This is a genomic window from Massilimicrobiota sp. An105 (assembly GCF_002161155.1).
GTDB lineage: Bacteria > Bacillota_I > Bacilli_A > Erysipelotrichales > Coprobacillaceae > Allocoprobacillus > Allocoprobacillus merdigallinarum.
On the sequence record NZ_NFLY01000003.1, the window covers coordinates 65,365 to 84,863 of the forward strand.

Sequence of the window (19,499 nt, forward strand, 5' to 3'; positions counted from 1 at the left end):
TCATTTTCAACAAAAAATATTTGACATTTTTTATTTTTTCTATAAAATATGGAGTGCTGTAAAGCTATAGATTTCTCTATTTCTGATTAATAAATAGAAAATTCTATAGCTTTTTTTACGAAAGGAGAATCTCAAATTATGGAAAAAAGAAATCCAATGGCTTATAAACCTATTTTTCCCCTTTTGATGTCTATGGCCTTTCCGCCAATGATTTCAATGCTTATTCAATCATTATACAATATAGTTGATAGTATTTTTGTGGCACAGCTTGGTGAAGAAGCTTTAACAGCTGTTTCGTTAATCTACCCCTTACAAAACTTATCATTAGCATTTTCTTGTGGTGTAGGTATTGCTTTAAACGCCATTATCGCAAGACATTTAGGTGCACATAATGATAAAGAAGCATCATTTGTCGCTACTCAAGGCATTGTTATGACACTTTTACATTCCATTCTTTTTGTTGGAATTGGATTATTCCTTATAGAACCTTTTTTAACTCTTTTTACTCAAAATCAGGATGTCATACAATATGGAATCGAATACGGTTTTATTGTTATTACTTTTACATTTTCAACATTTATTCACTTAGCCATCGAAAAAATGTTTCAGGCTTGTGGAAATATGATCATTCCCATGATTATGCAAATGGTTGGAGCAATTGTTAATATTATTTTAGATCCAATACTTATCTTTGGATATTTTGGATTACCTGCTTTAGGTGTAAGTGGTGCAGCTCTAGCAACTATTATTGGACAATTTAGTGCCTGCTTTTTATCAATATATTTATTCTTACGCTATAATTCACATATCCATATTTCATTCCGTCATTTTCGTATTGATTGGCATACATTTAAAAACTTATATTCAATAGCTATTCCATCTGGAGTTATGATGTGTTTACCTTCTGTTTTAGTTTCAGCATTAAATGGTATCCTTGCTCCTGTGTCTCAAACTGCCGTTGCATTCTTTGGTATCTATTATAAACTGCAAACATTCGTTAATATGCCAACAACAGGAGTTGTACAAGGAATGCGTCCAATTATGAGTTATAATTATGGAGCTCATCAAAGAAATCGTATGGATCAGACATTAAAAATGGCAACTCTTACTATTGGAACTATTCTATTATTTGGTACATGTCTATTCTTTATTTTCCCAGCTCAAATTCTTCAAATGTTTAATGCCAATCAAGATATGCTTATGGTTGGAATAACTGGATTACGTATTTTATCATTAAGTTTTATCTGTTCTACATTTGCCATTGTTATGTCTGGAGTTTTTGAATCATTAGGAAAAGGACCTATGTCTTTAATCATTACACTCACAAGACAATTTATCATCATTATCCCATTATCCCTTATTCTTTTACCACTTGTTGGCGTAACTGGTATCTGGTTAACATTTCCTTTATCAGAGCTGATTGCCTCATTCATTGCTTTTCTTTTATATCAAAAAGTTTATAAAAAAATAAAAATAGGAAATGAAAATTAATGATTCATTTCCTTTTTTTTACAAAAATTTAATATATGATAATGTTGTACATTTGATTCTTTTCTTACCATTTTTCAATGATATTCAAAATAAAACAAAGTTATAAAAACAAACAGTTTTATATACATAATATTATCCATGTATAATAGCTACAGCTAAATGAACACCTCGTTTAAACTGTATAAATCCATACTCATAAACAAATTCATTCACACAGTTTTCTAATTCTTCAACTTCTTCTTCACTCAGTATTAATTTTCTATTTATAATACGTTCATGAAATTGATCCATTAAATCAAAATAACGAATATGTATCTGTTCCAGCATCATTTCTTCATCTTGATTTAAAATAATATCAGAAGAATATATATCTTTTAAAACATTATCCATATCACACATAGTTCTCTTCTCCTTACTGAGATGATCATAAGAACTAAACTGTTTTTTCAAACAATGAGCAATTTTTTAATGGCAAATGATTATGCTGTCCAAATATTTTTCTTTTAACATGATGTAAATCCACTTTATTTGGTAATATATATGATTCATCCTGAAAATCTTTAAAATCGCATAACACTATTCTTAATCCAAAATATTGACCCTGATAAGAAAATTCATTTAATAATTTTCCAATAACATACATAATCTCACTATGAATATTTGTATAATTTCTTAATTTCTCTTCTTTTTTATAAAAATTCAACTGCATGTCATAGAATTGAATTTGAATACAACGAATTCCATAGTCTTTTTCTTTAAGTTGCTTGACTAAATTGAAGCTTAGATTTTGTGCTATTATTAAAGCTTCTCTGGCATTTAAAAAAGTATCTTGATTATCTTGACCGAATGATTGAGGAAGGGTATGAACTGTTCTATGTATTTGAGACATTTCATCTCTTTTTTGAGAGCATATATTCTTCCCAAATATTTTTACTGCCTGATAAAAACTTAAAATTCTATATGATTCATAACTGTGCATATAAATCCATTTGGCAAATTCTTGATGAAAACTGAATCCTATATGTATTGAAATACAAAGTTCATCTGCTATTCTTTGCTGAATACATTTCATAAGTTTGATAGAATCCATACCAAATATATATTGAGATTTTGTTAAATCAAAAAATATATCATTTCTTTCTTCTTCAAAGACATCATTACAATATTCATATAAAATATTTTTTATTTGCTCTTTATAGAAACAATATTCATCCATGTTTCTTTGTTTGTTGATGAGTTCTTGATGAATCAATCTCTTTTTTATAATGAAATTTCTCTTTTTCTCTATTTGATCTATGCATTCTTCAAAACAAATATATCCAATTAAAGTTTTCCACATATTTCTCACTCCTCGTCAATTATTATATATGACCTTGTTGCATATTTCAACATTTTTATGCAACTTATTTTATTATTTTTGATTTTTTCTTTATTTTAGATGTATTTTATACTATAATATGCATATAGGAGGTTGACTATGGAACTCAAAGACATTATTAAGGATTATAAATATAGGCATCAACTTACAAATGATGAAATTGCTCAAAAACTAGGAGTCACGAAATCTACTGTCAGTCGTTGGATTTCAGGAGATGTCAAAAGAATTCAAGATGAAACATTAAAAAGATTAAATGAACTCCTTGGTTATGATATTGAACCCGTTATCAAAGGAAAGTCCATTCATTTAAAGCGTCCTATTTTAGGTTATGCAAAAGCCGGATATGATATGTATGGAGAAAATAACTATATGGGTGAAGAAGAAGTCACAGAAGAAGATTTTTATAAGGGAGATTATTTTTTGCAGATTCAAGGTGATTCCATGACTGGATCAGGAATAATGGATGGAGATTTAGCCCTTATTAAACAATGTTCCTATGCCTCAACAGGTGATATTGCAGTTGTCATGATTGGTGGTGAAGAAGTAACAGTGAAGCGTATTATCAAAAAACCAGATATGCTTATTTTGGAAGCCACAAACCCACTTGTTGAAAATAGATATTTTTCTAATGAAGAAGTTGAACAACTTCCTGTTCGTATCATTGGTAAAGTCGTTTATACAAAAACTTATTTTTAAACAAAAAATCTCATTCATGTTTTGAACTCTAAAGCTAATCTAACTTTAAGGGTTCACTCCATTTATGAGATTTTTTATATATCACAAGACATACAAATCAAATGCTTTTCTTCAACAAAATTATTTTTACTATAAAATCCTTCACTTAAAAAACCACGAATTGTCTGTAAAACCATTCTCTCTATATGCAATTTGATACACTCTTTTTTTGTTTGTTGTAATAGATAACTTCCTAAATGTTGTCCATGCAATTCTGGTAAAATGCAGACTTCATCAATCCATAGCTCTTTCTTTTCTAAATAAGTCATTTGACGCCCTAGTATCATACCTATCAACTCATTATCTCGATATAGAACATATCCCAAAGCATATGGTGAAAGTAGCATTTCTTTCAATCGCTGATAAGACTGCTCATAAGTCCACGTTTCATTCCATGGTTCTTGCATAAAACATTGCTGAAATAATATTGAACACTTATTTAAATGATAATATTGCATGGGAATAAAACACATTTCATGACTTTCAAGTTCTAAAAACATATCATACCATGTCACTCCACCATGGATAGATTGAGAAACTCCCAAGCAACTATAACCAAATTGTTTATAAAAATCTATTAACTCTTTTTTACAAGTCAGTACCAAGCCTTTTTTACCTCTTATAAGAGCCAGATCAATAAAAGCATTCATTAATTTTTGAGCAATCCCACGATGTTGAAAAGTTGGTAAAACAGCTAAACCAAATATACTTTGATATGGATGATTGAAATCATGTAAGGATGTATCTTCATAATATTGATCAATTAAAAAACGTGTTGAAATCATTGCCCCATTGATAAATCCAACAATCTGTCCTTCTATAACGGCTACTAAAAAACAATCAGGAAAAGCAAGAAATCTTTGTTGAAATTGTTGTTTAGTTGCAGCTTCTTGAGCAGGAAAACAAATTCTTTCAATTTCAGCAAGTTTTATTAAATCTTGCTCTTTGGCTAATCTTATTTCCATATATACTTTTTATAAAAAAAGACATTAATGTTTGATCAATGTCTTTATTCACCCATAGAAAGCAAGAATGCTGCACTATCTTCCAATCTTTGTTTTGCTTCTTTAATTTCCTGAAATTGTGCATCTGGGCATGTTTCAAACTGTACTTTTTTTGTTAATTTCTTTAATTGATTCAATTCATTTTTAATTTGTGTCCTTACAGTTTTATCTATTTCTTTATGATGTTTTGCTAAACTGGCTTCTACTCTTGACATTAATGTTTCTAAATCATTTTTAAAAACAAGTCTTTCTTTTGTTTTAGCATCCTGCTGTTCAAATTGTTTAGCTTCATGAATAGCTCTTTCAATATCTTCATCAGACATATGAGAACCATTTTCAATAGTAATACTTTGCATATTTCCACTAGCCAAATCTTTTGCAGAAACACTTACGATACCATTAACATCAATATCAAAAGTGACTTCAATTTGTGGAATTCCACGCATTGCACGCTTAATCTTTTTAAGTTTAAATTTACCTAAACTTTTATTATCTTTAGCTAAAGGTCTTTCCCCTTGTAAAACATTAATTTCAACTTGTGTCTGGAAATTAGATGATGTTGTAAAAATTTGACTATGACTTGTTGGAATTGGTGTATTTCGATCAATTAATGGAGTTGCAACTCCCCCTACTGTTTCAATAGATAATGTCAATGGTGTCACATCTAATAATAAGACATCATAATTTCCCATTGCAGTCACATCACCAGATAATTTACCACCTTGAATTCCTGCTCCCATAGCGACACATTCATCAGGATTTAATGATTTACTTGGTGTAATTCCAGTAACTTCCTTGATTTTATCTTGAACTGCTGGAATACGTGAAGACCCACCTACAAGAATAATCTTATTCAATTCAGCAGGTAATAAACGTGCATCATTTAACGCATTTTGCATTGGGAGAATTGTTCTTTCAACTAATTCTCTAGTAATACGATTAAATAAATCTCTTGTGATTGTCATTTCTAAATTTTGTGGTCCTGCAGATGTCGTTGTAATAAATGGTAAAGATACAACAGTAGAAGTCATTGAAGATAATTCGATTTTTGCTTTTTCAGCAGCTTCTTTGATACGTTGCATAGCCATTAAATCATTTCTCAATGAAATCCCTGAGCTTTTCTCAAATTCAGTTAAAATATGTTGTGCTAATAATTCATTAAAATCATCACCACCTAGATGATTATCTCCTGATGTTGATAGTACTTCAATCACTCCATTACCAATTTCAATAATAGAAACATCAAAAGTTCCTCCACCCAAGTCAAAAACCATCATTTTTTGCCCATAACTATTTTCTAAACCATATGCCAATGCTGCTGCAGTTGGTTCATTAATAATACGCATAACTTCCAATCCAGCAATTCTTCCAGCATCTTTTGTAGCTTGACGTTGGGCATCATTAAAATAAGCAGGTACTGTAATAACAGCCTGTTTGACTTCTTCTCCTAAATAATTTTCAGCATCTATTTTTAATTTCTGTAAAATCATGGCAGAAATTTCCTGGGGTGTATACTCACGATTGCCAATTTTCTTTTTATAATCAGTTCCCATTTCACGTTTAATAGATGAAATTGTCCCCATTGGATTTGTAACAGCCTGTCGCTTAGCACTTTCCCCTACAAGTCTTTGTCCATCACGTGTGAATGCTACAACGCTTGGTGTTGTTTTCGCTCCTTCACTATTAGGAATAATGGTTGTTTTTCCATTTTCAATAAAAGACATACAACTATTTGTTGTTCCTAAATCAATACCAATAATCTTACTCATAAATCATTCTCCTTTAATAACATCTACAACAACAACTCATAAAAATATTAAACATCAATAACGAATAACAGCAATTAGCCATATTAGCATATGGTGACGTATAAGTTTGCTGTGTCTGACGATATTGACCACTTCCAGCCTGCAATTGCTGAACCAAGAAAATATATTGTAAATTACCAGGTTCCATTTGCGCTGCTGTTTGTGCATATTCTAATGCTGTTGCATTATTTCCTATACCATTCATAGCTAAAGCACTGTAATAAAACCATATTGATGAACGATTACGAAGCTGTTCCAAAATATGAAGAGCATCCTGATAACGACCAGCTTGAATAAATGCCGCAACATCTTGAAAAGCCGCCTGATCATTACCCTGATATTGATAAGTCGACTGTGAACTTTGACCATATGTTTGATTCGTAAATCCTTTTTTTCGATTATCCATGATCGTTTTATATGCATTTTGTACCTGTTTAAACTTTTCAGTATATTCAGCCTGATGTTCACTATTAATATTAGCATCAGGATGATATTTTTTACTTAATGTTCGATAAGCATGTTTGACTTCATCATCTGATGCATTTGGAGAAATTCCTAATACTTGATATGGGTCCATTTACTTCTTATCCTCCATTCTTTTTTGATAACGTAATTCATATTGACTCCAAACACCACTATATATGATATTCCTTAAAATTTCAACATTTTCCTCTATTGGAAGATATTCAAAAGCTTCGGCAGCTCTTGAAATCATCATTTCTAATAAATCATGGCATCTCTCTTCAAAATGTTCATCATGAAAATGAGAAATAAATGGATTATAGTTATTGTCTTTTAGATCTTTTTCAATATCATCATAGGCATCTAGTAAATAAATATATTTACCTAAAAAAAATCCAAATTCCCTCAAATAATCTTGCCAGAGATCATCTTGAAAACAGCAAATTTCAGCCATGACTTTTCCAAAACATCCGGAAATATCATCAATACGAACATCTTCCATTTTTTCATACTCATGAATCTTGTCCAATTGTTTTTCAATCATATCTATCTTTTGTGGAAATTCTTTTTTTATAGATTGATAACTATGATTCAAAATTTTCTTATAGACCTGTTTTGACATCTTTTGATCATCAATCCAATCATCATCACATTTAAGATATGTTAAAGCAATTGTCATTTTAGCAGCATATTCAACATATTCATTTTGTATTTCCAGATGCTTTTTCAGTGGATGTAAAAAGCATCTACGATAGCTTGATTGATTGTGTGGTTCATATAAACCAGATAATAAAATAGCTAAAAATGTCATATCATAATTTAAAGCCACACGTCCCTTTAAACCATAATTATCATTTATAGTTCGACATAGCCCACAATAATATGACTGATAGATATCAAAATCTTTAAATTTCATTTCTGGTTTATTGATTACTATATATCCAAACATCATAATCTCCTTATCATAATAAATCATGATTAGTATAGTGTGAAGATATGAACGAAACATGAACTTATAGAAACTTTATTTTAAAAATGTTAAAATAAAAAAGAAAGCTGGTGAATGGTATGAAAATCTCAAAAGAACAGCCTGTTTTAGAACCTTTGGCCAATCGTTTAAGACCTCTGACATTGGACCAATATGTAGGACAAAAACATCTTGTTGGTAAAGGTAAAGTGTTATGGCAATTTATACAAAATGATCAGATTCCTTCTATGATATTCTGGGGTCCTCCAGGCGTTGGAAAAACGACTCTGGCAAAAATTATAGCTCAAACCACAAAAGCACATTTCATTGATTTTAGTGCTGTCAATAGTGGTATTAGAGAAATAAAAAAAGTCATGCAAGATGCCATGGAGACACATCTTCAAGGAATTAAAACCATTGTTTTTATCGATGAAATTCATCGTTTCAATAAAGCACAACAGGATGCTTTTTTACCATATGTAGAACAAGGAAGTATTACTCTCATTGGTGCAACAACTGAAAATCCTTCATTTGAAATCAATTCAGCATTATTATCACGTTGTAAAGTTTTTGTCTTAAATGCTTTAAATGTTGAAGATATTATGGAACTTTTGCATCATGCTATTGAAGATCCTAGAGGTTTTGGTCACTTTCATGTTGATATTGATTCTTCCAGTTTATCAATGATCGCTCATTTTGCAAATGGAGATGCTAGAGTTGCTCTTAACACATTAGAAATGGCTTTTTATAATGCTCCTCGTGATCATGATCACATCACTATTACTCCTCAAATTATCGAACAAATGACAAGTCAAAAATCATTATTATATGATAAAAATGGTGAAGAGCATTATAATTTGATTTCTGCATTACACAAATCAATGCGTAATAGTGATGTCAATGCTGCTATTTACTGGTTAGCCAGAATGCTGGAAGCTGGTGAAGACCCTTTATATATTGCACGACGACTTGTTAGATTTGCAAGTGAAGATATTGGTATGGCTGATAGTAGAGCATTAGAAATTGCCATTGCAGGATATCAGGCTTGTCATTTTATTGGAATGCCTGAATGCAGTGTCCATCTTACTCATGTTGTCACTTATTTATCTTTATCAGTTAAATCTAACGCTTTATATGTCGCTTATGAAGCTGCTAAAAAGGATGCATTAAAGACAATCGCCAAACCAGTTCCCTTACATTTACGCAATGCTCCTACCCGTTTAATGAAAGATTTAAATTATGGTAAAGGTTATCAATATGCACATGATTTTCAAGATAAACTGACAACTATGACTTGCTTACCTGAATCACTTCAAGACAGAGAATATTATCATCCAACAAATCAAGGAAATGAAAAAAAAGTCGCACTGCGACTTCAACAAATTCAACAATGGAAACGTAAACATCAAAAATAAAAGGTCAATGGCCTTTTATTTTTGTGTAACTTCATTAATAATATTGATAGCATTTAAAGTTCTTGGAAAACCAATATAAGGTTGACATTGTGTAATCACATCAATCAACATGTCTCTACTATTTCCAACTTGTATATTAGCCATAGTATGAGCACGCAACTGATTTTCACAGCCACCTAAAGTTGCCAACATAACAAAAGTTAACATTTCTCTTATTTTTAAATCAAGCCCCTGACGTGTATAAAAATCTCCAAAACAATGTGCAGATAAATAATCTTGAATATGTTTTAATTCTTGAGGTGCATGATCATGATTAGCTTGAATATTCTCACGACCAAACGCTTCACTTTGAACATCAAATCCAGCCTGGAATCTTGTTTCTTCTTCTACTGTTGATTGATCTTCCAAAGGTAATTCAATTTGATTTTCAACAAAAACATCATGAACAGCATCAAGAGCTTCTTTCACTTTGCCTACACCAATATATGGAGTACATTGGTAAATGGCTTCTTTCATTTCAACTGGAGTCACATTAGCCTTTAAAGCTGCATAAACATGTTCTTTTAAAGATTCTAAAGTCATATTCGTTGTATTAACAACAATTAAAATCAATTCTCTAAGACGTAAATCAAGATTACCATGCTGATAAACATCACCATAAATATAATGAATCATCATTTCCTCGTATGCTAAGTCATGAGGACAAAAATGATTTTTATGCAATGACTGATATAATTCTTTTGCTTTTTCAATATCTCTCATAAATAAATTTTCCTCCTTGATAATTTTATTTTAAAACTTTAAAAATAACCTGTCTAATACTTATTATGTATTTGTAGCCATACTTTTTAAGCATGAAATATTTATTTATGAAAATATGTATAAAGTTCTTGAATAAAACGCGTCGCTGTAGCCGAAAAAACTTGATGTTTTTTCCATACAATAACCGCTCCAGTTTCATAGGCTGGTTTTAAAGGAACAAAACGAACCAATGATTGATTTGACATATATACAATTTTGTCTAGACACAACGCATATCCTAACCCTTTCTCTACTAAAATAGCAGCATTATATATCAAGTCATAAGTCGCAACAATATTTAAATCACTAATATCCAATCCCATCCAATGTGCCAGTTCATTTTGGACAATTAAACGATGTCCTATAAGGAGTGGTAATTTTTTTATGTCTTCAGGTGTTACATACTCTTTTTTAGCGATTTCGCTATTTAAAGGTGCAATAATACCCCATGCTTCTTTATATTTTAAACGTACAAAATCATATTTTTCAATATCAACTGGTTCTGTAAGTAACCCTATATCTAAAAATCCCTGATCAATTTTCTGTTTAACATCATCAGCATTGCCACTATACAAATGATATTGAATATGCGGAAAGCGACAATGAAAATCCATCATAAATTCTCCTAACTGATGCATAGCATTAATTTCTCCTGCACCAACAAAAATCTCCCCTGCTATTAATTCATCAGCCGCTAAAAATTCCTTTTCAGTTTTATCAGCTAAATCAATAATTTCTTCTGCTCTTCTTCTTAACAACATACCTGCATCTGTTAAGGTAACCTTATTTTTCCCCCTAATTAATAATTGCGTATTCAATTCTTCTTCTAATTGTATAAGCTGTCTTGATAAAGTCGGTTGTGTAATATGCAATACTGCTGCTGCACGTGTAATATTTTCTTCTCTTGCAACTGTTAAAAAATATCTCAATATTCTAATTTCCATGATAAGCCCCCTTTTTACTATTGTACTAAAAAAAATAACTTTTTTATACCTTTTCTTTTGATTGATAACTACGCAAATGATTTCAATTGACTTTATAGGCTTTATAACACAGGAAAAAGTATCAAAAAATCATTTCATACTTTCTTATGTTATAAAGATATATTGCATTTTATACTCAAAACCATTATGATAAAAAACAAGGAGATGAAAACATATGAATTATTCTATCAGTGATGTTTCTAAAATCATGAATTTACCTGTTTCCACTTTAAGATATTATGATAAAGAAGGGTTGCTTCCTTATATTGAACGTAAAGATTCCGGTTATCGTATTTTTAAAGAGGATGATATTCGTATGCTTGAAATTATTGAATGCTTTAAAAACACGGGTATGTCTATCAAAGAAATAAAGCATTTCATCGAATTAGTCAAACAAGGCGATATTTCTTTACAACAACGTTATGAATTGTTTGTAGAACGTAAAAAAACTGTTGAAAAACAAATGCAAGATTTACAAAAACAACTTGATTTAATTGATTATAAATGTGAATATTATCAAAAAGCGCTCAAAACTTATAATCAAAATAAACATCATAGTGATGAAAACAAATCACTATGATGTTTTTTCACATAAAAAAGCTGATAACATTTCATTTACCAGCTTTCCTTATGCTTTTATATAGATATACGATCTTGTTCATAACGCCTTAAACTTTTCATAATTTCCTCAGTTGCCTGCTGTGGACTATTTTTTAAAAATCCATCTTTAAATTCATAACTGATATTTATAGAATCATCAGGAATTTGATCAATATACTCATTAGAAAAACCAATTTTCCAACATTTGTTTTCACGATAAGCATATAATGTCATATCATTAACATCATTGACATCATGAAACAATTGCTTTACGAGTTTATATAAAGCATATGGTGAAATATAATACACCTAACCTCGCCTCTTTTCATATTTCTATTATATAAAATAAAAGCCCTTTCAACAATAAAAAACTTAAATTTTTTTTATTTTTTATCAATATATATTGTCAAATAGATGTCGAGTGATATAATAAAAAAGCATTTAAGGGAGTGTTATCAATGAAAAAAGATCATCAAGATGCTATTCTTCATTTTTTGATGGCTATGATAGGTGGTTTCTTAGGTGGATATGCTATTTTTGCTAGAATGAATATTTTTGGATCTGCACAAACTGCTAATTTAATTGAACTGATCAAAAATATATTTGGAGCTAATTATGTGGAATCTTTAATGCGAATAGGTGCCCTTCTTATATATATTCTAGCAATAATGATTGCCACCGTTTTAACATATAAATCTCAATGGAATCTTAAACACCTTGTTTTATATCTTGAAATGATATGTATTGTTATATTGGGATTTATTCCTGAAGACATACCGCCAATCATTGCTTTGTATCCTTGTTTTTTTGTTACAGCATTTCAATGGTGTATTTTCAAAGGCGCTATGGGATATACAAGTTCTACTATTTTTTCAACCAATAATATCAAACAGACTGTTGTATCATTGACAGAATATTTTTTAATACAGGACACCACAATCAAACAAGAAAAACTCAAAAAAGGTTGTTTTTTTGGTGGCACTTTATTATGTTTTCATTGTGGTGTTGCTTTGTCGTATCTTCTATGGTCCATTTTTTCTTTAGCAGCCATTTGGTTTTTAATGATTCCTGTTTCCATTAATTTAGGATATTTAATATATATTGAAAAATATGCTTATCCAATTCCACATATAGAAAAGATGATTTGACACCAAATCATCTTTTTTCATATCTAGCACTATTACCTATATTCAATGAAATCTCAATATATATTTTTTATTGTGAACTCAACTTAAATTCATCATAGAGTTCTTATGACTTATCGTCTTGTCTAATCACATTTTTTAAATAAAATTGATGATTGCCATATTCATATACAAAAATACAACAATTTCCAAATCCTTTTTTTAATTCTTCTGTTGGATCTTGCCATGCTCTTAAAAAATTAAAACAGGCGCCACCATGACTTACTGCCAAAACAGAATGATGATCTTCTTTTTCCATGATGGCAGTTAATGTATCAACCATTCTCTCTTTTAAAGTATGATTAGATTCACCACCAAATTGCAAATAATAGGTTTCACATTTTTGAGGATCATTTTCTGCCAAATAATCATGTTCTCCTTCTAGTAAGCCATAATTATTTTCTTTAAGTCCTTTACATCGCTGATATGGCATGGACGTTATTAATTCTAATGTATCACAACATCTTTCACTTGTTGAACTATAAGCATGATCAAAATGAATCTGATGTTCCTCAAACCATTTTTTTGCTAAAAGGGCTTGTTGAATTCCTTTTGATGTCAATGGAGAATCACACCATCCTTGAATCTTATGAAGAACATTAAACAAGGTTTCACCATGACGCATGAGGTATAATGTTTTCATTAATATTCACCCTTTAAAACAAATGCTTCACCTGGAGCCAACACATGTATTCTATCAGGATTGATGACTCTTTGGTATAAATCTTCAGGATTACCATTAAATGGTGTCATATCTGGAGCATCAACACTACCCCAATGTATACAAATCAAATGAGCTTGAGGGTATGTATTAGCCAATTGAATTGCTCCATCCAAAGTAATATGCCAATCATTATCAGCAAAATCAAATAATATAACATCTGGTTCAGGCATATGCAAATGTTCATCTAATAAACGTGAATCACCAGGTAACCAAATTGTTCCATCAGGCGTTTTTAACCAATAACCACAATAATCTTTCTCTTCCCAATAACGATATTGCCATTTTTTCGAACCATTTTGCCAGTTATGTTGTGCTCGTGTTAATTGAACAGATAAATCCTGTACTTGAAAAACATCACCAATATCATGCTTTTCAGTTTGAAATCCTTCTTCATTCATAACATCTGCAACATAATTAGGAGCATAATATTTTTGACAAACATTTTGTACATGACGGCAAGTAGGTCGAGAAAAATGATCATTATCTATATGAGTAATCAATATACCATCTAATTGTGGAACATCCTGTGATAAAATAGGCACTTCATACAACAAAGGAATATCAAATCCTTCTAATACTGGGTCAATCATAACATTTGTCTGATAACTGTGTATCATAATGCCTGCACCACCTAGCCAATAAATACGTGTTTCCTGGTCACTATAAAAGGCTTCCTTTGTTATAGGGATGGAATCAGGAGCAACCGCCTGCCCTTTATTATTCTTAACTATATTTCTCATCAAAAAATCTCCTTTCTTTTATACTTTTATTTTAGTATAAAAAGAAGGAGATTTCTATTTATATATTTTTTGTTTTGTCTAAAAATGGACATTTCTATGAATTTGTCTATTTCTGATAAGGATGAATAGAATTGTCACTATCTTGAAATAATTTATCCATTCCTAGTCCTCGCATCTCAACAATCATTTGAACAATATCTTCACATGGAACTGGCATATCAGAAAGGATCCAAGATAATGTCATACTACTAGATGCATGAGCATGATAGATTGTTGCAAACCTTAAAGCATCTGGCATAGGTTCTTTGCCATAAAGCTCCTGATGCCACTTTAAATCAAAAGCTTGACAATGATCAACAATATAATCCTTTAAACAGTTCTGCCCTTCCATTTGACACGCCTGTTTCATAAACCAGTGATATTTTTTTATATTTTCAAAAGTCACTAATAGTGAATCATGAAAATCGATATTCATATTCTGATCATGAAAATCAGGAACAATAAATGTATCATAAACATAGCAGATCAAATCATTCTTATCTTTAAAATGATTATAAAATGTTTGTCTGCTGACACCTGTTTCTTTTAAAATTTGCGATACTGTCAAAGATTCTAAAGGCTTTTTTTGACTCAATTCTAACAAAGCTGTTCCTAATATTCTTTTTACATCAATAGACATATATTCACCTGCCAACATTAAACAATTAAATAATCAAATCTTTCAATTTTTTCAGTTTCAGCGACCATTAAGAAATGATCATTTACACGTAAGACATGTTCCGGATTAACATAAAGTTCAATTTTCTGTGTTTCCATATCACGTTGTCCTAAAATATTGATTCCATATTTTTTTCTTAAATCTAAAGAAGATAACGTATGTCCAACCCATGCCTGTGGTACTTTCATTTCCACTAAGCTATAATTTTCATCAAGTTCAACCAAATCAGTTATGTTCTTTCTAAGCAATGTTCGTGCGAGTCTTTCTCCCATTTCTTTTTCAGGACGAATAATACGATCAGCACCAATTTTTTCTAAGATAGATTTAAATCTTTTATTCTTAGCTTTTGCGATAATATATGGAATACCAATTTCTTTTAAATTCAAAACACCTAAAAGACTTTCTTCTAAATGATTACCAATAGCAACAATACCAACATCAAATTCTTCGATTCCTAAATCAATCAAAAAATCTTTATCAGTAATATCTCCAATAACTGCCTTTGTAGCAAATTCTGAAACTCTTTGTACACACTCAGGACATTTATCTACTGCTACAACCTCACAACCATACTGTGATAATGTTTTGGTAATTGTTGAACCAAAAACACCTAACCCTAATACTACAACTTGTTTACTTTTCATTTTCCCTATCCTATCAGAACATCACCAACTGGATAAACGATGTCCTTTCCTTTCTTTTGTTTATATTTCTTTGCAAAGACTAATACCATTGTCATTGGCCCAATACGTCCAATATACATTAATATAATAATAACTATTTTTCCTATGACAGTCAAAGTTGGTGTGAGTGATGCAGATAAACCAACTGTTCCAAATGCTGAGAAGACTTCAAAGATTAAATCAATAAAATCTGCACCTTCATTCATCGACAATATAAATAATCCCAACGAACAAACAAAGAAACTTAATATAGCAATAGTCAATGAACGTTTCACAACCTGATCATCAATACGACGTTTAAACATTGTGACAACTTCATAACCATTCTGTAAAGAATGTAAATACATTAATGCAATGACTAAAGTAGCTGTTTTAATTCCCCCAGCTGTTCCTGCTGGTGAACCACCAATAAACATGAGAATAGACATAAATAATTTTGTCGAATCATGTAAAGAGGCCATATCAACAGAAGCAAATCCAGCAGTTCTCGTTGTCGTAGACTGGAAGAAACTTGCTAAAATTTTATCACCCCATGGCAATGGTCCTAATGTTCCTGGATTATTATATTCAAGGAATAAAATGACTAATGTTCCCCCTAGCAATAATGAGACTGTTGCTAAAAGAACAATTTTTGTATGAAGAGATAATGATGAGAAAAATGTCTTTATCCTAAAAAATTTAAAATTTTCTTTATAGTGACGCCAAGACATTCTTAAATCAATCCAAACAACAAATCCCAAACCTCCAGCAATAATCAAACCAGCAATCGTCAAGTTCATTAGAACATTTGTTTGATAAGGAATCAAAGAATTAGGACCAAGAATATCAAAACCAGCATTACAGAAAGCTGAAATTGAATGCCAGAATCCATAATAAATTCCTTTCACAAGACCAAATTCAGGAACAAAAACAATACATAATAATAATGCGCCAACAATTTCAAAAAAAGCTGTATATTTAATAACTCTTTTAATATAAACGCCAATGGCAGCCATAGAATTCTGATTTAATGCTTCCTGCATAATAATTTTATTTGTATATGTTAACCTTTTCCTTAAAGCATAAATAAACATATTCAATAAGGTCAAGAATCCCAATCCACCAATTTGAATAAGCAAAATAATAATAAGTTGTCCAATGAGTGTATATTGATCAGCGACAACAACTGGCACCAAGCCAGTTACACAAGTCGCTGATGTTGCAATAAACAAATGATCAATGTATGGAGCAACTGCTCCTTGATTTGAAAATGGACAAGCCAATAACAAAGAACCTACCAGTATTACCATAAAAAAGCTAAAAGCAATACGTCGCATAGGTGAAAAGACTTTCTTTTTCTTTGATTTATGAAAATCAACCGTTTCCATCTTTCTCCTCCATAAATATTAACATTTGATATAAAATATCATATATTTTTATAAAACAATTATAAAATAATCTATTTCAACACATATCTTTTCCTATATGACAACTCCCTTCAAATCTGTTTATAAAAAAACAGATTCCTAAAAGAATCTGTCAAGATATTTTATTTTACACATATAAAGTAAAACTCTCGAATAAATAAAGCGTATTAGCTTTATGACAGACTCCACCACTTATTCGACCTCCATTGTAACACAGTTAACTTTTTTGTCAACCAAAACAATAGGTTTTATCTTATTTTGTAAGAAGCACAATATTTTCGATATGAAAGCTTTGTGGAAACATATCAACAGGCTGACATTTCACAGCATGGTATCCATGTTGTTGCAAGATATCAATATCTCTTGCCTGAGTTGCCACATCACATGAAATATATACAATTTTATCAGGAGATAATAACAATAGCTGATTCAAAAATAATTGAGAACATCCTTTTCTAGGTGGATCGACAATCACAGCATCAATTTGTTTATGCTTTGTCGCAAAATCAACCATAAATTCACCAGCATCCTGACAATAAAATTCAACATTATCAATATGATTTCTTTTTGCATTTTCTTTAGCATCAATAATTGCCTGTTCAACAATTTCAACACCATAAACCTTATGAACATATTGAGCTAATGATAAAGATATTGTTCCAATCCCACAATAAGCATCTATCACTTCATCAGTTGGTTGTAAATTGGCATATTCAATAGCTTTTTGATATAGGACTTCCACCTGTAATGGGTTGATCTGATAAAAAGATTTCAAAGAAATACGATATGTGTTTCCTAATAACTGATCTTCTATATATCCATCACCATCTAAAATCATAACATCATCACCTAAAATCACATTATCATGGCGAGGATTATAATTTTGAATGATTGTTTTTAACTGTGGAAATTGCTTTTTAAGAGCTTGTATTAAATAGTCTTTTTGACGAATAGAACGTTGATATGTAATGAAAACAAGCATAGCCTGATTCGTATGATAACCATATTTGACAAGAATATGCTTAATATTTCCCTGATGTGTGACTTTATCATAAGCCTTTTCACCTACTTCTTCCAACAATTGTCTTGTAAAAGGGATGATCTGATTAGATAACTCATTTTGAATATAACATTGATCCATCGCCACAATATCATTACTATGCTGCTTATAAAATCCAGTTACGAGATGGTTTTGATGCATTCCTACAGGAACTTGAACTTTATTACGATAAAACCAGGGATTTTCCATCATGAGGCATGGTTCAACTGGCACTTGACAATGACCAATTTTAAGTAATGTATCTGCAACCCTCTTGGTTTTCAACTGTTGTTGTGCCAATTGATTTAAATGCTGTAAATGGCAGCCACCACATTGTTTAAATATCGGACATCTTGCTTCTTGACGAAGTGGACTGGAATCACTCAATTCAATAAGCCTTCCAATGGCATATTTTTTCAAAACTTTAATAATCTTGATTTTTCCAATTTCATCAACAAGCATATTTTTCACAAAAATTGGCATTCCTTCATATTTGACAATTCCCATCCCATCATGAGTGTAATCAATACATTTTGCCTCAATATATTCATTCTTTTGCATAATAATATATGTCCTCCTATAAAAAAACGAGCTTAGCTCGTTTTATTCATCCGTTAAAGTTTCTTGAGCTTTCTTTGCACTTTCTTCATCTCTTACAGAAGCTAAAGTATAGGAAAACTCATCATTTTGAATATTTTTTGTTCCATAAATCGGAAAATCTTCACTATCAGAAGATGTCATGAAAACATTGACTTCATATTGTGTCACACCATCAATTGTACCAAATAAATCACTATATTTTTGGCCATCTTCTTTTTCTCTTCCCACAATACCATCCAAAGTTTGAACTGTTTCTTCTGCAATATTTTGTGCTTCTTTAGTGCTTATACCTGCTTTAAAAGTAATATCTAATTTTAATTGACGACATTCAGTTGAAAGTGTCATTGATTCAATTTCATCATATTTTTCTTCCATAGTTGACACAGTTGAATCTCTGGCATCTTTAGAAATACTCACCATACCTTCACAGCGATCTCCGTAGACAGGACCATTATTAAATGATAAAACTACGATATAAATAATAAAAGCAACAGCTAAAGCACCAAATAAAATGAGCAGATAGTGCCACCATTTCATAACAAAACCTTTTTTCTTTTTCTTCATTGGCTCCTCTTCCTCGTCATCTTCTTCATCTATTGCAGTATAAGGCACATTTTCTCTTTTGTTTTCTAAATCATCAAGATATGATGAAGGTTGGTATTCATCCTGAATATCGTCTTCATCATCAAAATGAAATTTTTTTGCCATTATTTTTCACCTACTTTTTCTCTATTGTACCAAAATTCATGAACAATGTATAG

General features: G+C 30.8%; 21 protein-coding genes. 5 read left to right on the top strand and 16 right to left on the bottom strand.

What is annotated here, in order from left to right; translation table 11 throughout:
* The first annotated feature begins 138 nt into the window (after nucleotides 1-138).
* Nucleotides 139-1,491 (top strand): MATE family efflux transporter, encoded by a 1,353-nt coding sequence (locus tag B5E48_RS01440; protein ID WP_241146902.1) that lies wholly within the window; start codon nucleotides 139-141, stop codon nucleotides 1,489-1,491.
* Nucleotides 1,492-1,623: 132 nt separating this feature from the next.
* On the opposite strand, the gene B5E48_RS01445 is transcribed toward B5E48_RS01440, so the two are convergent.
* Both B5E48_RS01445 and B5E48_RS01450 read right to left on the bottom strand, forming a co-directional pair.
* Nucleotides 1,624-1,890: a hypothetical protein gene (locus B5E48_RS01445; protein ID WP_087245866.1), complete on the bottom strand. Its 267-nt coding sequence runs from the start codon at nucleotides 1,888-1,890 to the stop codon at nucleotides 1,624-1,626.
* Between the two features lie 34 nt (nucleotides 1,891-1,924).
* Complete coding sequence (locus B5E48_RS01450) at nucleotides 1,925-2,830, bottom strand: Y-family DNA polymerase (RefSeq protein WP_087303826.1); 906 nt, start codon at nucleotides 2,828-2,830, stop codon at nucleotides 1,925-1,927.
* A gap of 138 nt (nucleotides 2,831-2,968) precedes the next feature.
* Here B5E48_RS01450 and B5E48_RS01455 point away from each other — a divergent pair, with 138 nt between their 5' ends.
* Nucleotides 2,969-3,565, top strand: a complete 597-nt coding sequence (locus B5E48_RS01455) for a LexA family protein (RefSeq protein WP_087245870.1) — start codon at nucleotides 2,969-2,971, stop codon at nucleotides 3,563-3,565.
* A 74-nt stretch (nucleotides 3,566-3,639) separates the two neighbouring features.
* On the opposite strand, the gene B5E48_RS01460 is transcribed toward B5E48_RS01455, so the two are convergent.
* From B5E48_RS01460 to B5E48_RS01475, 4 genes are read right to left on the bottom strand one after another with little or no spacing between them, the layout of a single operon-like run.
* Nucleotides 3,640-4,569: a GNAT family N-acetyltransferase gene (locus tag B5E48_RS01460; protein ID WP_087303827.1), complete on the bottom strand. Its 930-nt coding sequence runs from the start codon at nucleotides 4,567-4,569 to the stop codon at nucleotides 3,640-3,642.
* 44 nt (nucleotides 4,570-4,613) lie between these two features.
* Nucleotides 4,614-6,377: a molecular chaperone DnaK gene (gene dnaK, locus B5E48_RS01465; RefSeq protein ID WP_087303828.1), complete on the bottom strand. Its 1,764-nt coding sequence runs from the start codon at nucleotides 6,375-6,377 to the stop codon at nucleotides 4,614-4,616.
* Nucleotides 6,378-6,390: 13 nt separating this feature from the next.
* On the bottom strand, nucleotides 6,391-6,993 hold the full coding sequence (locus B5E48_RS01470; RefSeq protein ID WP_087303829.1) for a J domain-containing protein: 603 nt from the start codon (nucleotides 6,991-6,993) through the stop codon (nucleotides 6,391-6,393).
* Entirely contained in the window at nucleotides 6,994-7,827 is an 834-nt protein-coding gene (locus B5E48_RS01475) for a DUF5685 family protein (RefSeq protein WP_087303830.1), read from the bottom strand.
* A 119-nt stretch (nucleotides 7,828-7,946) separates the two neighbouring features.
* On the opposite strand from B5E48_RS01475, the gene B5E48_RS01480 reads away from it, so the two are divergent.
* Nucleotides 7,947-9,260, top strand: coding sequence for a replication-associated recombination protein A (locus B5E48_RS01480; RefSeq protein ID WP_087303831.1), 1,314 nt, complete (start codon nucleotides 7,947-7,949; stop codon nucleotides 9,258-9,260).
* A gap of 15 nt (nucleotides 9,261-9,275) precedes the next feature.
* On the opposite strand, the gene B5E48_RS01485 is transcribed toward B5E48_RS01480, so the two are convergent.
* Together B5E48_RS01485 and B5E48_RS01490 are read right to left on the bottom strand one after the other, a co-directional pair.
* Nucleotides 9,276-10,022, bottom strand: a complete 747-nt coding sequence (locus B5E48_RS01485; protein WP_087303832.1) for a carboxymuconolactone decarboxylase family protein — start codon at nucleotides 10,020-10,022, stop codon at nucleotides 9,276-9,278.
* Between the two features lie 101 nt (nucleotides 10,023-10,123).
* The gene (locus B5E48_RS01490) at nucleotides 10,124-11,005 is read right to left on the bottom strand and encodes a LysR family transcriptional regulator (RefSeq protein WP_087303833.1); all 882 of its coding nucleotides are present in this window, start codon (nucleotides 11,003-11,005) and stop codon (nucleotides 10,124-10,126) included.
* A gap of 214 nt (nucleotides 11,006-11,219) precedes the next feature.
* Between B5E48_RS01490 and B5E48_RS01495 the strand changes: the two genes are divergently transcribed.
* Nucleotides 11,220-11,624, top strand: coding sequence for a MerR family transcriptional regulator (locus tag B5E48_RS01495; protein WP_087297545.1), 405 nt, complete (start codon nucleotides 11,220-11,222; stop codon nucleotides 11,622-11,624).
* A 56-nt stretch (nucleotides 11,625-11,680) separates the two neighbouring features.
* On the opposite strand, the gene B5E48_RS01500 is transcribed toward B5E48_RS01495, so the two are convergent.
* Nucleotides 11,681-11,953, bottom strand: coding sequence for a hypothetical protein (locus B5E48_RS01500; protein WP_087297546.1), 273 nt, complete (start codon nucleotides 11,951-11,953; stop codon nucleotides 11,681-11,683).
* Nucleotides 11,954-12,102: 149 nt separating this feature from the next.
* Here B5E48_RS01500 and B5E48_RS01505 point away from each other — a divergent pair, with 149 nt between their 5' ends.
* On the top strand, nucleotides 12,103-12,792 hold the full coding sequence (locus B5E48_RS01505) for a YoaK family protein (RefSeq protein ID WP_087303834.1): 690 nt from the start codon (nucleotides 12,103-12,105) through the stop codon (nucleotides 12,790-12,792).
* A 103-nt stretch (nucleotides 12,793-12,895) separates the two neighbouring features.
* On the opposite strand, the gene B5E48_RS01510 is transcribed toward B5E48_RS01505, so the two are convergent.
* The 7 genes from B5E48_RS01510 to B5E48_RS01540 all read right to left on the bottom strand — a co-directional run bounded on the left by B5E48_RS01510 (nucleotide 12,896) and on the right by B5E48_RS01540 (nucleotide 19,446).
* Nucleotides 12,896-13,471, bottom strand: coding sequence for a histidine phosphatase family protein (locus B5E48_RS01510; RefSeq protein ID WP_087303835.1), 576 nt, complete (start codon nucleotides 13,469-13,471; stop codon nucleotides 12,896-12,898).
* Nucleotides 13,471-14,292, bottom strand: coding sequence for an MBL fold metallo-hydrolase (locus tag B5E48_RS01515; RefSeq protein ID WP_087303836.1), 822 nt, complete (start codon nucleotides 14,290-14,292; stop codon nucleotides 13,471-13,473). Before B5E48_RS01515 ends, B5E48_RS01510 begins: the two co-directional genes overlap by 1 nt.
* A gap of 106 nt (nucleotides 14,293-14,398) precedes the next feature.
* Nucleotides 14,399-14,971 (bottom strand): TetR family transcriptional regulator, encoded by a 573-nt coding sequence (locus B5E48_RS01520; RefSeq protein ID WP_158097241.1) that lies wholly within the window; start codon nucleotides 14,969-14,971, stop codon nucleotides 14,399-14,401.
* A gap of 17 nt (nucleotides 14,972-14,988) precedes the next feature.
* A complete protein-coding gene (locus B5E48_RS01525) occupies nucleotides 14,989-15,654 on the bottom strand; it encodes a potassium channel family protein (protein WP_087245533.1) in 666 nt (221 codons plus the stop codon).
* A gap of 5 nt (nucleotides 15,655-15,659) precedes the next feature.
* Nucleotides 15,660-17,060 carry a TrkH family potassium uptake protein gene (locus B5E48_RS01530; RefSeq protein WP_087245535.1) on the bottom strand — a complete coding sequence of 467 codons (1,401 nt, stop codon included), beginning with the start codon at nucleotides 17,058-17,060 and terminating at the stop codon, nucleotides 15,660-15,662.
* A gap of 292 nt (nucleotides 17,061-17,352) precedes the next feature.
* Complete coding sequence (gene rlmD / locus B5E48_RS01535; protein WP_087297550.1) at nucleotides 17,353-18,699, bottom strand: 23S rRNA (uracil(1939)-C(5))-methyltransferase RlmD; 1,347 nt, start codon at nucleotides 18,697-18,699, stop codon at nucleotides 17,353-17,355.
* Between the two features lie 42 nt (nucleotides 18,700-18,741).
* On the bottom strand, nucleotides 18,742-19,446 hold the full coding sequence (locus B5E48_RS01540; RefSeq protein WP_087303838.1) for an Asp23/Gls24 family envelope stress response protein: 705 nt from the start codon (nucleotides 19,444-19,446) through the stop codon (nucleotides 18,742-18,744).
* Nucleotides 19,447-19,499 lie beyond the last annotated feature (53 nt).

Bases quoted from the DNA above. Each gene is read 5' to 3' on its own strand.
- B5E48_RS01490 (WP_087303833.1), bottom strand. From the start codon at position 11,005: ATGGAAATTAGAATATTGAGATATTTTTTAACAGTTGCAAGAGAAGAA.
- B5E48_RS01505 (WP_087303834.1), top strand. From the start codon at position 12,103: ATGAAAAAAGATCATCAAGATGCTATTCTTCATTTTTTGATGGCTATG.
- B5E48_RS01455 (WP_087245870.1), top strand. From the start codon at position 2,969: ATGGAACTCAAAGACATTATTAAGGATTATAAATATAGGCATCAACTT.
- B5E48_RS01520 (WP_158097241.1), bottom strand. From the start codon at position 14,971: ATGTCTATTGATGTAAAAAGAATATTAGGAACAGCTTTGTTAGAATTG.
- dnaK (WP_087303828.1), bottom strand. From the start codon at position 6,377: ATGAGTAAGATTATTGGTATTGATTTAGGAACAACAAATAGTTGTATG.
- B5E48_RS01445 (WP_087245866.1), bottom strand. From the start codon at position 1,890: ATGTGTGATATGGATAATGTTTTAAAAGATATATATTCTTCTGATATT.
- B5E48_RS01530 (WP_087245535.1), bottom strand. From the start codon at position 17,060: ATGGAAACGGTTGATTTTCATAAATCAAAGAAAAAGAAAGTCTTTTCA.
- B5E48_RS01480 (WP_087303831.1), top strand. From the start codon at position 7,947: ATGAAAATCTCAAAAGAACAGCCTGTTTTAGAACCTTTGGCCAATCGT.
- B5E48_RS01460 (WP_087303827.1), bottom strand. From the start codon at position 4,569: ATGGAAATAAGATTAGCCAAAGAGCAAGATTTAATAAAACTTGCTGAA.
- B5E48_RS01475 (WP_087303830.1), bottom strand. From the start codon at position 7,827: ATGTTTGGATATATAGTAATCAATAAACCAGAAATGAAATTTAAAGAT.
- B5E48_RS01440 (WP_241146902.1), top strand. From the start codon at position 139: ATGGAAAAAAGAAATCCAATGGCTTATAAACCTATTTTTCCCCTTTTG.
- B5E48_RS01540 (WP_087303838.1), bottom strand. From the start codon at position 19,446: ATGGCAAAAAAATTTCATTTTGATGATGAAGACGATATTCAGGATGAA.
- B5E48_RS01525 (WP_087245533.1), bottom strand. From the start codon at position 15,654: ATGAAAAGTAAACAAGTTGTAGTATTAGGGTTAGGTGTTTTTGGTTCA.
- B5E48_RS01485 (WP_087303832.1), bottom strand. From the start codon at position 10,022: ATGAGAGATATTGAAAAAGCAAAAGAATTATATCAGTCATTGCATAAA.
- B5E48_RS01450 (WP_087303826.1), bottom strand. From the start codon at position 2,830: ATGTGGAAAACTTTAATTGGATATATTTGTTTTGAAGAATGCATAGAT.
- B5E48_RS01495 (WP_087297545.1), top strand. From the start codon at position 11,220: ATGAATTATTCTATCAGTGATGTTTCTAAAATCATGAATTTACCTGTT.
- B5E48_RS01515 (WP_087303836.1), bottom strand. From the start codon at position 14,292: ATGAGAAATATAGTTAAGAATAATAAAGGGCAGGCGGTTGCTCCTGAT.
- B5E48_RS01510 (WP_087303835.1), bottom strand. From the start codon at position 13,471: ATGAAAACATTATACCTCATGCGTCATGGTGAAACCTTGTTTAATGTT.
- B5E48_RS01470 (WP_087303829.1), bottom strand. From the start codon at position 6,993: ATGGACCCATATCAAGTATTAGGAATTTCTCCAAATGCATCAGATGAT.
- rlmD (WP_087297550.1), bottom strand. From the start codon at position 18,699: ATGCAAAAGAATGAATATATTGAGGCAAAATGTATTGATTACACTCAT.